We start from the raw sequence: 14,580 nt of genomic DNA on the forward strand, positions 1-14,580 counted from the left end.
AAGGTATAAAATGATGGATATCATTTTGCGGGGATTTTGCCCGCTTCACCTCTGACCGTTACGGGAGGACAAACGTCATGTCTTTCAACCGCTTTCCGTCCCAACGCTCACTGTCCCGCCTGGCCGCCGTCGCGCTGGCCGGCTGTTTCCTGCTGACCGCCTGTCAGAAAGAGTCCGCAGGCCCGGCCACAGCAGAGACCGCCACCCGGGAGACCTCCGCCACTGCCGAAACCTCTGTCCCCTCCGGCACGCCCACACCGGCTCAGACGCTGGCCACCCAGGACGGCACCATTCTGGCCGAGACGGAGGACGCCGGACGCAGCTATGTGGACGAGACCCTCTTCATCGGAGACTCCAACACCGCGCGCTATATGATGTATGCCGACGAGACCGGCCGTGCCTTCACCTCGCTGGACAACAACATCGGCGTGGTCAGCATGGGGGCGGGCTCCATCACCACCCTCAAGTGCGAACAGTTTGTGGGATACAGCGACATGTACACCATTCCCGATGCTGTGGCCATGCTCAAACCCAAACGCATCATCATCGGTTTCGGCACCAACAATCTGTCGGGCACTTCCACCGACGCCTCCTCCTTCATCAAGTCCTATCTCACCGGGCTCAAAGCCATCCAGGAGGCCTGGCCCTATGCCGACATCATTGTCAATGCCATCCCTCCCCTGGACAAGCAGCGGGAAAACCAGAACCTCAACATGGTGCAGGTCGATGCCTACAACGCCGCACTCGTGGAAATGTGCGAGGAAAACGGATTCAAGTTCCTCAACTCGGCGGAAGTGCTGAAAGACGCCTCCACCGGATGGGCCAAAACAGACTATACTCTGTCCGACGGCGTGCATCTTTCCAAGACGGCAGTCACCGCCTTCTTTGATTATGTCCGTACCCACGCCTACATCACCGAGGATCGCCGTCCTCAGCCGTTAGGAGACATCCCCAAACCCAACGGTACGCCAGTAGGCCTGATCTCTCAGGACCCCATTGCCGTGCGCGGCGCCAAGGTTCCTGTGGAATTCGTCGCCTCCACCGGCGGCAGTCTGCAGGGCTCCACCAGCCAGCTGGTCAAAAAGGGAGGCACCTGCTCCACCGTCACTGCCGTACCCGACGCCGGCTGGAAGTTCGCCGGCTGGACGGCATCCCTGGGTTCGGCGGGCAGCAGCGCCAGCCTGACCTTTACCGTCCCCTCCAACGCCGATGCGGGCGGCGTGGTCCTCACCGCTCACTTCACCCCCGACGAGCACGAGCACGACTGGGTGGAGATCGAGGGTTCCCGCCGGGAGCCCACCTGTCTGGACGCAGGGTACGCCAAATACCAGTGCAGTATCTGCGGTGCCTACGGGGAGAAAGACCTTGCCGCTCTTGGGCATCAGTGGGATAACGGCGTGGTGACCAAAGAGCCTCAGGCAGGTGTGGCGGGCGAAAAAACCTTTACCTGTACCCGTTCCGGCTGCAACAGCGGTCCAGACGGCGGCCCTGCCCAGCGCACCGAACCTGTCGCTGCGCTGGCCACGCCGACTCCCACTCCGGTCCAGCCCACCCCCAGCCCTACTCCCATTCCCACACCCACTCCTCATCTTCACAGCTACACCCAGACCAGCCATACCCCCGCAACCTGCGAGGTTCCCGGCAGCACCACTTATACCTGCAGCTGCGGTGACAGCTACACCGAGGACGAACCTGCTCTGGGGCACAGCTGGGACGACGGCACGGTTACGCAGGAACCCGGTCCCGGCACGCCCGGCATCCGCACCTATACCTGTTCCCGCTGCCATATCACAAAGACCGCGGGAATCCCCGCGCTTCCAGTCCCTGATCCCACCCCGGAAGTACCTGAGCCACCGGTGGAAGGCGGCGAGAGCGGCGACAGTTCGCAGGTGCAAAATAACACCGAACCCCTTCCGGAAGAAACCGTTCCGGAAAACTGACCTTTTCTTTTACATGACTTCCCCGCCCCGGGGCCATTCTTTGCGGTGCTGCCTGTTTTGCGGGCGGCAAATTCACAGCAACACGGAGGAACCTATGGCAAGCGATACGACACAAACTGCAAAAAAGCCCATGCTGGCACGCTTTCTTCCCTATCTCATGCGGTACCGGGGCATCCTGTTCTTTGATCTGTTCTGCGCGGCACTGACCACTTTGTGCGACATTGTGCTGCCCAAGATCATGAGCTATCTGACCAACGCCGCCACCGACACCACCGTGGCCCTGACGGCAGGCGTCGTGCTCAAACTGGCGGCGCTGTATCTGGTGCTGCGGCTGATCGACGGTGCAGCCAACTACTATATGTCCAGCACCGGGCACATCATGGGAGTCTACATTGAGACCGACATGCGGCGGGATGCCTTTGCCCATCTGCAGCGGCTGAGCGACACCTACTATTCCAACACCAAGGTAGGCCAGATCATGGGGCGCATCACCAACGACCTGTTCGACGTGACCGAGTTTGCCCACCACTGCCCGGAGGAATTCTTCATCGCCGCCATCAAGATCACGGCCTCCTTTGTCATTCTCTGCACCGCCAGCGTGCCCCTGACCCTCATCGTCTTTGCCTGTGTGCCGCTAATGGGCGTCGTCTCGGTGACCCTAAACCTCAAGCTCCGGGCAGCCTTCCGGCGGCAGCGCTACCAGATCGGTGAGCTCAACGCCGCCGTGGAGGACAGTCTGCTGGGTGAGCGGGTCATCAAGGCCTTTGCCGCCGAGGAGCGGGAAAAGGAAAAGTTCGAGGCAGGCAACCGGGCCTTCCAGGAGATCAAAAAAACCACCTATCACTTTATGGCGGCCTTCAACACCTCCACCCGGCTGTTTGACGGCCTGATGTATCTTGTGGTCATTGTGGCGGGCGGCCTCTTCCTGGTCTACGGCCGGATCAGCGCCGGTGATCTGGTGGCCTACATTCTCTACGTTTCCACCCTGATTGCCACCATCCGCCGCATCGTCGAGTTTGCCGAGCAGTTCCAGCGGGGCATGACCGGCATCGAGCGCTTTTATGAGATCATGGATACCCCCGTAGACATCACCGACGCCCCCGATGCCAAGCCGCTTGTGGTAACCGAAGGCGGTATCGAGTTCCGGGATGTCAGCTTTGAGTATCCCGACGACCACAACAAAGTCCTGCGCCACGTGGACCTCAAGATCCGCCCCGGCGAAAATCTGGCACTGGTGGGGCCCTCCGGCGGCGGCAAAACCACCCTGTGCAATCTGATTCCCCGCTTCTACGACGTGACCGACGGCCACATCCTCATTGACGGGCAGGACATCCGCAAGGTGACGCTGGAAAGCCTGCGCAATGCCATCGGCGTGGTACAGCAGGACGTTTACCTGTTCAGCGGCACCGTGGCCGAGAACATCGCCTACGGCAAGCCCGGCGCCTCCCGGGAGGAGATCGAAACCGCCGCCCGCCTGGCGGGAGCCGACGGTTTCGTCAAGGCCCTCAAGGACGGGTACGACACCTATGTGGGCGAGCGCGGCGTCAAACTGTCCGGCGGACAGAAGCAGCGCATCTCCATTGCACGGCTGTTTCTGAAGAATCCCCGCATCCTGCTTCTGGACGAGGCGACCAGCGCTCTGGACAACGAGAGTGAGGTCCTGGTGGGCCAGAGTCTGGACGCACTGGCGAAAGGCCGAACCACCCTGACCATCGCCCACCGGCTGACCACCATCAAAAATGCCGACCGCATTCTGGTGCTGGGCAAAAACGGCATCGAGGAGGAAGGCACCCACGCAGAACTGCTGGCCAAAAAGGGCATTTATTACCGTTTGTGGAATGGGTTGGTATCCGGTCAGACGCTGTAAGGCAGCATTCTTTACGGTACAACATTGATTTTCCTGTTTTTCCCGCGCATGCTTTTCCCGGCCTTGACCGTCGTGGAGTGTGCGCGGATTTGTTTTTGCGCTTTGTTGAACCGTTTCCAACTAGATTGCTTTTTTATTTGAAAATGTGTTCAAAGAATGACAAAAAGGTTGCTCGCAATTGCATAAAATTGCCGGCTTTATTTTATCTATTTGAACAATTCTATAAAAACTTTTCTATTTTTTATTGATTTTTAGGCAAACATACGCTATGATATAGGCACAGAGCAAACGGAAACGGTTCCAATTCATTTTGGAACCGGCACAACAAGAAGAGAAGATCGAACATCCACCATTCAACCCAATTTCAGGAGGAAAAACACAATGAAAGCCAAAAGAATCCTCGCTTTGACCATCGCGTCCGCCATGGCCGTCAGCCTGCTGGCAGGATGCGGCAGCACCTCTTCCACTTCCACGGGGGACAGCTCCACTTCCACCACCACCAAAGAAACCAGCGACACCCCCGCCGCTGCCGGGGAAGTCTACTATCTCAACTTCAAGCCCGAACAGGATAAAGACTGGCAGGCCCTCGCCGCCACCTACACCGAGCAGACCGGCGTCCCCGTCACCGTCGTGACTGCCGCTCAGGGTCAGTACGAGACCCAGCTCATGTCCGAAATGGCCAAGAGCGACGCGCCTACCCTTTTCCAGGTCAACGGCCCTGTGGGTCTTGCCAACTGGAAAGACTACTGCTACGACCTGTCCGGCACCGAACTCTACTCTCATCTGACCAGTGATTCCTTTGCCCTGAAGGACGGCGATACCGTTCCCGCTATCGCCTACGTCATTGAGACCTACGGCATCATCTATAACAAGGCCCTGCTGCAAAAGGCCGGCTACTCTGCCGAGGACATCACCAACTTCGAGTCTCTGAAGAAGGTCGCCGACGACATCCAGGCCCGCAAGGATGAGCTGGGCGTCAAGGGTGCCTTTACCTCCGCCGGCATGGATTCTTCCTCTGACTGGCGCTTCAAGACCCATCTGGCCAACCTGCCCATCTACTATGAGTACAAGGCCGACGGCATCACTTCCACCGATGCCATCAAGGGAACCTACCTGGACAACTACAAGCAGATTTTTGATCTGTACATCACCGACTCCACCTGCGAGCCCACCCTGCTGGCCTCCAAGACCGCAAACGACGCGACCGCAGAGTTCGTCAACGGCGAGGCTGTCTTCTATCAGAACGGCACCTGGGAATACAACAACATCAGCTCCATCGGCGACGAAAACCTGGGCATGCTGCCCATCTACATCGGTGCCGAGGGCGAAGAGAACCAGGGTCTGTGCACCGGTTCCGAAAACTACTGGTGTGTCAACAAGAACGCCAGCGAGGAAGACATTCAGGCTACCATCGACTTCCTGACCTGGGTCATCACCAGCGACGAAGGCCGCAAATCCATGAGCCAGGATATGGGCTTTGTCACCCCGTTCGACACCTTTACCGGCGAGTACGCCGCCTCCAACCCGCTGCTGGAGGATGCCGACGCTTACATCGCCGCGGGCAAGACCCCTGTTGACTGGTGCTTCTCCACCATGCCTTCCGAGAACTGGAAGAACGGCGTTGGTTCCGCTCTGACCGCCTATGCGGCCGGCACCGGCACCTGGGATGATGTAGTGACCGCCTTCGTCGACGGCTGGGCTACCGAATATCAGCTGGCCAACGGCTAAGCCTCATCCTGAACGCCCGACTGCAAGCAAAAGAGTTCACACGGGAGAGGGCGATCACCATCCGATCGCTCTCTCCCCTTTTTTCTGGGTTCCGCTCCCGGGCGGCCGGGGCTTCCTACCATGCATAAGGGGGATCGATATGCAGAAAGCAATCAAAAAATACTGGCCGGTCTTTGTGCTGCCAACGCTGGCTGCCTTTATCATCGGCTTTATCTGGCCGTTTTTGTGGGGCATTTACCTTTCCTTCTGCCAGTTTACCACAGTGCAGGATGTCACTTTTGTCGGCCTGTCCAACTACGCAAAAATCTGGATTGATGACACCTTCACCCACGCCTTTTTCTTTACGGCTGCCTTCACCGTCGTATCGGTGGTGCTGATCAATGCCTTCGGTTTCGGGCTGGCCCTGCTGCTGACCCGCAAGCTGCGCGGCACCAACATTTTCCGCACCGTCTTTTTCATGCCCAACCTGATCGGCGGCATCGTCCTGGGCTACATCTGGAAGACTCTGCTCGACGGCGTTCTGACTCTGTTGAGCAAGCCCCTGCTCTCTCTGGATGCCACGTACGGCTTCTGGGGCCTGATCATCCTCATGTGCTGGCAGCAGATCGGCTACATGATGATCATCTACATTGCCGGACTGCAGAATGTCCCGCTGGACCTCATTGAGGCTGCCCGCATCGACGGCGCCTCCAATGGCCAGATTCTCTTCCGCGTCAAGATCCCCATGGTCATGCCCAGCTTTACCATCTGCCTGTTCTTGACGCTGACCAATTCCTTTAAGCTCTTCGACCAGAACCTCTCCCTCACCGCCGGCGAGCCCGCCAAGGCATCCCAGATGCTGGCCCTCAACATCTACGATACCTTCTACGCCCGCAGCGGCGCCCAGTGGAAGGGCATCGGCCAGGCAAAGGCCGTCGTCTTCTTCCTGCTGGTCGTGGTGATTGCTCTCGTACAGCTTCGTTTCACCCGTTCCAAGGAGGTGCAGCAGTAATGACCTTCAAAGCAAAACGGCGCACCAATACCATCCTGTCCATTCTTTTGGGGATTCTGTGCCTGATTTATATCTATCCCATCGTGCTGATCCTGCTCAACTCCCTCAAGGAAGAACGGGCCATCTCCACCACCCGCGTGTTTGAGCTCCCCACCGCCGAGACCTTTACCTGTTTGACCAACTACATCTACGGCATCCAGGAGATGGATTTCCTCAAATCCTTCGGCTACAGTCTGGTCATCACCGTATCCTCCGTGGTTCTGATTCTGCTGTGCTGTTCCATGTGCGCCTGGTACATCACCCGCGTGGCCGGTACTTTGTCCAAAACCATGTACTATCTCTGCGTGTTCAGCATGGTCGTTCCCTTCCAGATGGTCATGTTCACCCTGGCAAAGACCGCCGACACCCTCAAGCTCAACAATCCCTTCAACATCTGCATCATCTACCTGGGCTTCGGTGCAGGACTGGCGGTGTTCATGTTCACCGGCTTTATGAAATCCATGCCCATTGAGATCGAGGAAGCCGCCATGATCGACGGCTGCGGCCCGCTGCAGATCTTCTTCCGGGTCGTACTGCCCATCCTCAAACCCACCATGATTTCCACCGCCATTCTGGAGACCATGTGGGTCTGGAACGACTATCTGCTGCCCACCCTAGTCCTGGATATCCGGGAATACCGCACCATCCCCATGGCCATTCAGTATTTCCGCGGCAGCTACGGCAGCGTTGAGATGGGCCCCATGATGGCCTGTATCATCATCACCGTCCTGCCCATCATCATCCTGTACCTGCTGTGCCAGCGGTACATCATCGACGGTGTCGTTGCAGGCGCGGTCAAAGGCTGATATACTTGTCTATGCATCATCTTGTTATGAAGGAGTGACCGGCCATGACGATCCGGGACATTGCACGGGAGTCCGGCTATGCCATCGGCACCGTATCCCGCGTGCTCAACAACAGCCCCAACGTCAGCGCCGCCGCGCGGACCCGCATCATGGATGTCGTGCGGCGCCACAACTTTCAGCCCAACGTCAACGCCAAGCATCTGAAGCTGCAATCCAGTTTCGGCATCGCCATTATCATCAAGGGTATCCAGAACATGCTGTTCACCGGTATTCTGGAACACATGCAGTCCCTCGTCGAGGCCCACGGCTATGTCTGCATGCCCTACTATATCGACGAGGAAGCCAACGAAGTGGAGCAGGCCATGCTGATCTGCCAGGAGCGAAAACCCCACGGCATCGTCTTTCTCGGCTCCAACCTGGACCATTTTTCCGATGATCTGGCCGGGCTGGGCGTGCCCTGTGTCCTTGTGACCAACAGTGCCGCCAGCCTCGACCTGCCCAATCTTTCCAGCGTCAGCGTGGACGACGCGGTGGCCGCCGCCAGCATGATCGAGTTTCTCTACGCGCAGGGACACCGCCGCATCGGACTGATCGGCAGCAACCCCGGCATCTCCCGTCCCAGCTTTGCCCGTTTGGCCGGATGCCAGCAGACCTTTCTGCGGCTGAACCTTCCCTTTGACCCGTCCAAACAGTACGCCTACGCGCGTTATTCCATGGAAAGCGGCTACGCAGCCATGGAATGGCTGCTGAAGCACTGTCCCGACCTGACGGCCGTCTTTGCCTTGAGCGACCTGATGGCCGTGGGTGCGCTGCGGGCCTTGAAGGACCACGGACTGCGGGTGCCTGAGGACATCTCCGTTGCCGGATACGACGGCATTGAACTGGGCCGCTACTGCATTCCCAGTCTGACCACCATTCGCCAGAACACCGACCGTCTGGCGTCCCGCGGCATCGAGATCCTTCTGCACTGCATTGAGGAAAACAGTTCGGCGGTGCACGAGATCGTTCCCTTTGAGCTGCTGCAGCGGGAAAGCGTCGGCCTTGCCCACAGCTGACTTTACGTTACCCGCGGTTTTGTGTAAACCGCACCAATCCAAGTTTTTTGAAAAGGTGGAATCACACATGCGAGCCGGCGGTATTTTGATGCATCTGTCCAGCCTGCCCTCCCCCCACGGGATCGGCACCATGGGCGCTGCGGCAAGGGCTTTTGTGGATTTTCTGACGGCGGCGGGGCAGCAATACTGGCAGATCCTGCCGGTCTGCCCCACCAGCTACGGCGATTCGCCGTATCAGTCCTTCTCAACCTTTGCCGGCAATCCTTATCTCATTGACCTGGACGATCTTGCGGCGGACGGGCTGCTCTCCCCCGAGGAATACCGTTCCGTTGACTGGGAAAGTTCCCCCGACCGGGTCAACTTCGGCGTACTGTACCAGAAACGGTATCCCATCCTCCGCCTTGCGGCGGCGCGGCTGCTGGCCGACCCTCCCGCCGGGTATCTGGAATTCTGCCGGGCTCAGGCTGCCTGGCTGCCCGATTACGCCCTGTTCATGGCTCTCAAGGACGACCACAGGGGAGCCCCTTGGTCTGCGTGGGAGCCGGCTCTGCGGCGCCGGGAGCCAGCGGCCCTGGCCGATGCCCGTACCCGCCTGGCCGGAGACATTGCTTTCTGGCAGGCGGTCCAGTATCTCTTTTTCCGGCAGTGGGGCGCGCTCAAACAGTACGCCAACCGCCGGGGCATCCGGATCATCGGCGACCTGCCCATCTATGTAGCGCTGGACAGTGTGGACGTGTGGGCTTCCCCCCAGGAATTCCAGCTGGACGGGGAGCTTCGTCCCATTGATGTGGCGGGCTGCCCGCCGGATGGGTTCTCCGCCACGGGACAGCTCTGGGGCAATCCCCTGTTTGACTGGGATGCCATGGAACAGGACGGCTACCGCTGGTGGATCGAGCGCATCCGCCATGTCTGCGGCATTTATGATGTTGTGCGCATCGACCATTTCCGCGGGTTTGCGGGATACTATGCCATTCCCGGCCAAAGCAAGGATGCCTGCGGCGGGACCTGGCGCACCGGCCCCGGCATCAAGCTGTTTGCCGCGGTGGAAAAAGCGCTGGGCAAGCGCAGCATTATTGCCGAAGACCTGGGTTTTCTTTCTGAGGACGTGTACGCCCTGCTGCGGGATGTGGGGTATCCCGGCATGAAAGTGATGGAATTTGCCTTTGACAGCCGCGACGGTGGGGAATATCGTCCCCACACCTATCCCCGCAACTGCGTGGCCTACACCGGCACCCACGACAATGAGCCTCTGCTGGGCTGGTTTGACACCGCCCCCGCCGACTGTGTGGAGAATGCCGTGGCCTACCTGGGCCTCAACCGGGAGGAGGGGTATCACTGGGGCATGATGCGCGGCGTCTGGTCCAGTGTGGCTGATCTTGCCATTGTGCAGGCTCAGGACATTTTGGGGCTCGGGCACGAGGCCCGCATGAACACTCCCTCCACCCTGGGCGGCAACTGGTGCTGGCGCGCCCTGCCTGATGCTTTCTCCCCGGCCCTGGCCCAAAAGCTCCGCCATTGTATGGAACTGTACCAGCGGCTGGGATGAGTTCCGCGCCATAAAGCCAAAATCAACAAAAGCCCTCTCCGGGCCTGTGCGGAAACAGGTCCCGGAGGGGGCTTTTTGGATTGTATTCAGGGGGATGGTTCTCCCCGCCAGTAGGCCAGACGGGGACTGCCGTCCGCCACATGAATGATGCCGCAGCGGATAAATCCGTTTTTCTCCAGAAGATGCTGCATCACCTGGTTGTCGGCGTGGGTGTCTGCCCGCAGGGTATGACTCTGCCCGGCACACCACCGGATACAGGTTTCTGCAATGCCATGTACCCGCCCCGCCGAAGCCAGGCGATGGATGGTGGCATAGGGGGCATCATCCAGCCAGGCCCCCTCCTCAATCACCGCATAGGTGGGGTCGGGGCCGAAAATCAGGCAGAAGGTCCCCTCCACCCTGCCCTGTTCGGTGCAGACATGGCAGACGCCCCGGGCGATCTGCTGCTCTATCAGAGCCCGGCCCGGGTAATCGGGCTTCCACTGGGTGGGGTTACCGGTCTGTGCCATGAAGCGCCGCGCCCGGGCAAAAATTTCCATGAGCTGCGGCAGGTCCTCTGTTGTTGCTTTGCGGATTTCCACGCGATTTCCTCTCTTTTTTCTCGGATTATTTGCCCGAATCGCCGTAGTTTTTCAGCACGCGGGCGGACGGGTCATCCACATCACAGCCGGGCCATGCACGGTTGGGCATCCAGTAATCCACGATCATCTCGGCCTGACCGGGATAGTACTTTTCAAACAGCTCGCGGTAAAGCAGGCTTTCTTTGGTAAAGGGACGGGCATAGGTGTAGCGGCCGCACTTTTCCGCAAATTCCTGATCGGTGTAAAGGGTGTCCGCATATTCCTTGATGTCATCCACCATGGAGTGCCCCACTGCGTCGGAGAAGGCAGCTTTCTCGCGCCAGAGGATGTTTTCGGGCAGCCAGTCACCTTCAAAGGCCTTGCGCAGCAGATACTTGCCCTTGCCGTAGGTGTTGAGCTTGCGGGCCGGGTCGATGGACATGACATAGCGCACAAAATCCAGATCGCCGAAAGGCACACGGGCTTCCAGACTGTTGACGCTGATGGAGCGGTCGGCGCGCAGCACGTCGTACATGAACAGCTCCCGGATGCGCTTCTGGCTCTCGGCCTGGAAGGCGGCGGCGCTGGGGGCGAAGTCGGTATATTTGTAGCCGAACAGCTCATCGGAGATCTCACCGGTGAGCAGCACCCGGATGTCGGTATGCTCGTGGATATACTTGCAGACCAGATACATGCCCACCGAGGCGCGGATGGTGGTGATGTCCCAGGTGCCCAGCATGGCCACAACCTCCTCCAGGGAAGCAATGACCTTGTCCCGGTCAATGATGACCTCAGTGTGGTCGGCCCCCAGATACTCCGCCGTCTGACGGGCATATTTCAGGTCAATGGCGTCGGTGTTCATGCCGATGGCAAAGGTGCGGATGGGTTTGTTCAGCTTTTTGGCCGCAATGGCACAGACCAGGCTGGAGTCCAGGCCGCCCGAAAGCAGAAAGCCCACCGGGGCGTCGGCGTCCAGGCGCTTGTCCACGCCGGCCACCAGCTTTTCCCGGATGCTGGTCAGAATTTCGGGCATGGAATCCCGGTTGTAGGCGGGGGTGTCCGCAATGTCACAGTAGCGCACAAACCGGCCGTTGCAGTAATAGCTGCCGATGGGGAACGGATACACCTTTTTGACCAGCCCTACCAGGTTCTTTGCCTCCGAGGCAAAGGCAATGGCGCCGGACTCGCTGTAACCGTAGAACAGCGGGCGGATGCCGATGGGGTCCCGGGCGGCAATGAGCCACTTGCGGCGGCTGTCGTACAGGATCATGGCAAACTCGGCATCCAGGTGGGAGAACATCTCCAGGCCGTACTTGTAATACAGCGGCAGGATGATCTCGCAGTCGGAGTCGGAGGCAAAGGTGTAGCCCTCGGCTTCCAGCCCTTTTTTCACCGGGCGGAACCCGTACAGCTCACCATTGCAGGCCACGCAGTCGGCCCCCCGGAAAAAGGGCTGCATGCCCTCCTCCGTCAGGCCCATGATGGCCAGACGCCCGAACCCCAGAAGGCCGAACTCGGTCTCGACGACGCGGTGATCGTCCGGCCCCCGGGAGGCGGTGCGCAGAAGATAGGACTGAAATTGTTCCCTGGACAGATCTCGTCCGGCATACCCCATGATACAACACATATTGGCGGCTCTCCTTCCCATTCTCAGCCCGGTTCTGCGCCGGGCCCACCAAATTCCGGAGAGACGGATATAAAAACAGACAGCCATTCGTCCCTCTTGTAATTAGGACGAATCACTGTCTGACTGATCCGCGGTGCCACCTAAATTATCGCGCGGTTTGGCCGCACGATCCCCTCGATTTTACGTTCACCTTTGAAACGCTGCCGCTCTAACGCACGGCCTGCGGCGCCCATACTGCCGCGCAAAACCTGCGCGGGTTCCGTTTGCAGCTGGCGGGTGTTCTTTCCCGTCAAGGCTCCGTCCCGGCTTGCAGCAGTTGTCGGGCTCTCTGTGCGGCGGCCTGTTTGACGGTACTTTTCCCGTTCATTGCCTTTGATTGCTAAAATATTAGCACTCTAAAGCGCTGCTGTCAAGATGGTTTTTCTTTTCACAGTCCGGATTTTCTTGCCCCGGGCCGCATCCGTCCGCAAAGCAGTTGCCCCATGCGGCACAGAGAGGGCACGGGGAAAAATTATTTCCTACTTTTTTAATATGAATACTTGTACTTTGTCGTCTCCCGTGCTATAATGTCGGTGCCACGAAAAAGCCGTCAGGGCTTTCCCCGCCGTTTCTTCGAATGGGTTTCGTGGCATACTGAATTTGCATATTGCCGTTTCCATGCTGTCACAAACGGCATTTATCATTGTTTCGGAGGGAGATTATGCTTGAACTTCAGCACATCGGTTTCGAAACCGACGATAACAAGGAGATTCTGCACGACATCAGCCTGACAGTCAGCGAGCGTTTTGTCGCCGTGACCGGCCCCAACGGCGGCGGCAAGTCCACGCTGGCCAAGGTCATTGCGGGTATTTACAAGCCCACATCCGGCCGTATTCTGTTGGACGGGCAGGACATCACCGATCTGAGCATCACTGACCGTGCCAATCTGGGCATCAGCTATGCCTTCCAGCAGCCGGTGCGCTTCAAGGGTCTGCAGGTCAAGGATCTTCTGAGCCTGGCCGCCGGCAAGAACACCTCGGTCACCGAGGCCTGCAGCTACCTGAGCGAGGTCGGCCTCTGCGCCCGGGACTATGTGGACCGTGAGCTGAACGACAGCCTGTCCGGCGGCGAGCTCAAGCGCATCGAGATCGCCATGGTTCTGGCCCGCGGCTCCAAGCTTTCCGTCTTTGACGAGCCGGAGGCAGGCATCGACCTGTGGAGCTTCCAGAATCTCATCCGCGTGTTTGAAAACATGTATGAGCAGACCCGCGGCAGCATTTTGATCATCAGCCACCAGGAGCGCATTCTGAACATTGCAGACAAGATCGTCGTTGTCAAAAACGGCGGCATTGACAAGATCGGCACCCGCGACGAGATTCTGCCCGCCATTCTGGGCAGCGCCGACGCCGGTTCCGCTGCCTGCAGCGTCCTGGCCGACAAAGTAGAGGGGGTGCGTGCCTAATGTTGGACGCCATTGAAAAGAATCTGCTGAAAGAAGTCGCCGAGCTGGACAGCCTGCCCGTCGGCGCCTACAACATCCGTGCCAACGGCCAGCTGGACGGCCGTCACACCACGGCAAACATCGACATCGTCACCAAGACCGACAAGCCCGGCATTGACATCTACATCAAGCCCGGTACCAAGAACGAGAGCGTTCACATCCCGGTCATCATCAGCAAGGCCGGGCTGAAAGACCTGGTCTACAACGACTTCCACATCGGCGAAGGCGCCGACGTTACCATCATTGCGGGCTGCGGCATCCACAACTGCGGCGGCGACTCTCAGCACGACGGCATCCACACCTTCTACCTGGCCAAAAATGCACGCCTCCGCTATGTGGAAAAGCACTACGGTGAGGGCGACGAGACCAGCAAGCGGGTCATGAACCCCACCACCATCGTCCACCTGGAGGAAGGTGCCCAGATGGAGATGGAGACCACCCAGATTGCCGGCATCGACGACACCATCCGCAAGACCAGCGGCGACCTGGCCGCAGGCGCCAGTCTGGTGGTCCGGGAAAAGATCATGACCACCGGAGAGCAGAATGCCGTCACCGACTTTGTGGTGGACATGAACGGCGAGGGTTCCTCCGCCAACATCATCAGCCGCAGCGTGGCCAAGGATCACAGCCGTCAGGAGTTCATCAGCCGCATCAACGGCAACTGTGCCTGCGCCGGCCACAGCGAATGCGACGCCATCATCATGGACGATGCCTGCGTCCTGGCCAGCCCTCAGCTGACCGCCAACAGCGTGGACGCCAGCCTGATCCATGAGGCTGCCATCGGCAAGATTGCCGGTGAACAGCTGATCAAGCTCATGACCCTGGGCCTGACCGAACAGCAGGCTGAGGAGCAGATCGTCAACGGATTCCTGAAATAAGATACACAGATGCAGACAGCCCCCGCGGGAAAGATTTCCGCAGGGGCTGTCTTTTATTTGTAT

At 59.0% G+C, this 14,580-nt stretch carries 11 protein-coding genes; 9 read left to right on the top strand and 2 right to left on the bottom strand.

Annotated features, from left to right (window positions below):
- The first annotated feature begins 77 nt into the window (after positions 1–77).
- The 7 genes from INF35_RS13990 (at position 78) to malQ (ending at position 9,972) form a co-directional block, all read left to right on the top strand.
- On the top strand, positions 78–1,940 hold the full coding sequence (locus tag INF35_RS13990) for an SGNH/GDSL hydrolase family protein (RefSeq protein WP_193501892.1): 1,863 nt from the start codon (positions 78–80) through the stop codon (positions 1,938–1,940).
- A 94-nt stretch (positions 1,941–2,034) separates the two neighbouring features.
- Positions 2,035–3,807: an ABC transporter ATP-binding protein gene (locus INF35_RS09495; protein ID WP_193501893.1), complete on the top strand. Its 1,773-nt coding sequence runs from the start codon at positions 2,035–2,037 to the stop codon at positions 3,805–3,807.
- Between the two features lie 381 nt (positions 3,808–4,188).
- The gene (locus INF35_RS09500) at positions 4,189–5,535 is read left to right on the top strand and encodes an ABC transporter substrate-binding protein (RefSeq protein ID WP_193501894.1); all 1,347 of its coding nucleotides are present in this window, start codon (positions 4,189–4,191) and stop codon (positions 5,533–5,535) included.
- A 139-nt stretch (positions 5,536–5,674) separates the two neighbouring features.
- A complete protein-coding gene (locus INF35_RS09505; protein ID WP_193501896.1) occupies positions 5,675–6,526 on the top strand; it encodes a carbohydrate ABC transporter permease in 852 nt (283 codons plus the stop codon).
- Positions 6,526–7,371: a carbohydrate ABC transporter permease gene (locus INF35_RS09510; protein WP_193501898.1), complete on the top strand. Its 846-nt coding sequence runs from the start codon at positions 6,526–6,528 to the stop codon at positions 7,369–7,371. The genes INF35_RS09505 and INF35_RS09510 overlap by 1 nt, the downstream gene beginning before the upstream one ends.
- 44 nt (positions 7,372–7,415) lie before the next feature.
- Positions 7,416–8,426: a LacI family DNA-binding transcriptional regulator gene (locus INF35_RS09515; RefSeq protein ID WP_193501900.1), complete on the top strand. Its 1,011-nt coding sequence runs from the start codon at positions 7,416–7,418 to the stop codon at positions 8,424–8,426.
- A gap of 19 nt (positions 8,427–8,445) precedes the next feature.
- Positions 8,446–9,972, top strand: a complete 1,527-nt coding sequence (gene malQ, locus INF35_RS09520; protein WP_268885744.1) for a 4-alpha-glucanotransferase — start codon at positions 8,446–8,448, stop codon at positions 9,970–9,972.
- 86 nt (positions 9,973–10,058) lie between these two features.
- Here malQ and INF35_RS09525 read toward each other — a convergent pair whose 3' ends face one another.
- Both INF35_RS09525 and asnB read right to left on the bottom strand, forming a co-directional pair.
- A complete protein-coding gene (locus INF35_RS09525; RefSeq protein WP_328740678.1) occupies positions 10,059–10,553 on the bottom strand; it encodes a GNAT family N-acetyltransferase in 495 nt (164 codons plus the stop codon).
- Between the two features lie 25 nt (positions 10,554–10,578).
- Positions 10,579–12,159 (bottom strand): asparagine synthase B, encoded by a 1,581-nt coding sequence (asnB, locus tag INF35_RS09530; RefSeq protein WP_193501904.1) that lies wholly within the window; start codon positions 12,157–12,159, stop codon positions 10,579–10,581.
- A gap of 700 nt (positions 12,160–12,859) precedes the next feature.
- Here asnB and INF35_RS09535 point away from each other — a divergent pair.
- Entirely contained in the window at positions 12,860–13,600 is a 741-nt protein-coding gene (locus INF35_RS09535; RefSeq protein WP_193501906.1) for an ABC transporter ATP-binding protein, read from the top strand.
- Positions 13,600–14,517 (top strand): SufB/SufD family protein, encoded by a 918-nt coding sequence (locus INF35_RS09540; protein ID WP_407925640.1) that lies wholly within the window; start codon positions 13,600–13,602, stop codon positions 14,515–14,517. Before INF35_RS09535 ends, INF35_RS09540 begins: the two co-directional genes overlap by 1 nt.
- Positions 14,518–14,580 lie beyond the last annotated feature (63 nt).

The sequence above is a fragment of the Gemmiger gallinarum genome, from assembly GCF_014982805.1.
GTDB classification, from domain to species: Bacteria; Bacillota; Clostridia; order Oscillospirales; family Ruminococcaceae; genus Gemmiger; species Gemmiger gallinarum.

Coding starts and splice junctions, on each gene's coding strand:
- INF35_RS09495 (WP_193501893.1), top strand. CDS start 2,035: ATGGCAAGCGATACGACACAAACTGCAAAAAAGCCCATGCTGGCACGC.
- INF35_RS09500 (WP_193501894.1), top strand. CDS start 4,189: ATGAAAGCCAAAAGAATCCTCGCTTTGACCATCGCGTCCGCCATGGCC.
- INF35_RS09535 (WP_193501906.1), top strand. CDS start 12,860: ATGCTTGAACTTCAGCACATCGGTTTCGAAACCGACGATAACAAGGAG.
- INF35_RS09505 (WP_193501896.1), top strand. CDS start 5,675: ATGCAGAAAGCAATCAAAAAATACTGGCCGGTCTTTGTGCTGCCAACG.
- INF35_RS13990 (WP_193501892.1), top strand. CDS start 78: ATGTCTTTCAACCGCTTTCCGTCCCAACGCTCACTGTCCCGCCTGGCC.
- asnB (WP_193501904.1), bottom strand. CDS start 12,159: ATGTGTTGTATCATGGGGTATGCCGGACGAGATCTGTCCAGGGAACAA.
- INF35_RS09510 (WP_193501898.1), top strand. CDS start 6,526: ATGACCTTCAAAGCAAAACGGCGCACCAATACCATCCTGTCCATTCTT.
- INF35_RS09515 (WP_193501900.1), top strand. CDS start 7,416: ATGACGATCCGGGACATTGCACGGGAGTCCGGCTATGCCATCGGCACC.
- INF35_RS09540 (WP_407925640.1), top strand. CDS start 13,600: ATGTTGGACGCCATTGAAAAGAATCTGCTGAAAGAAGTCGCCGAGCTG.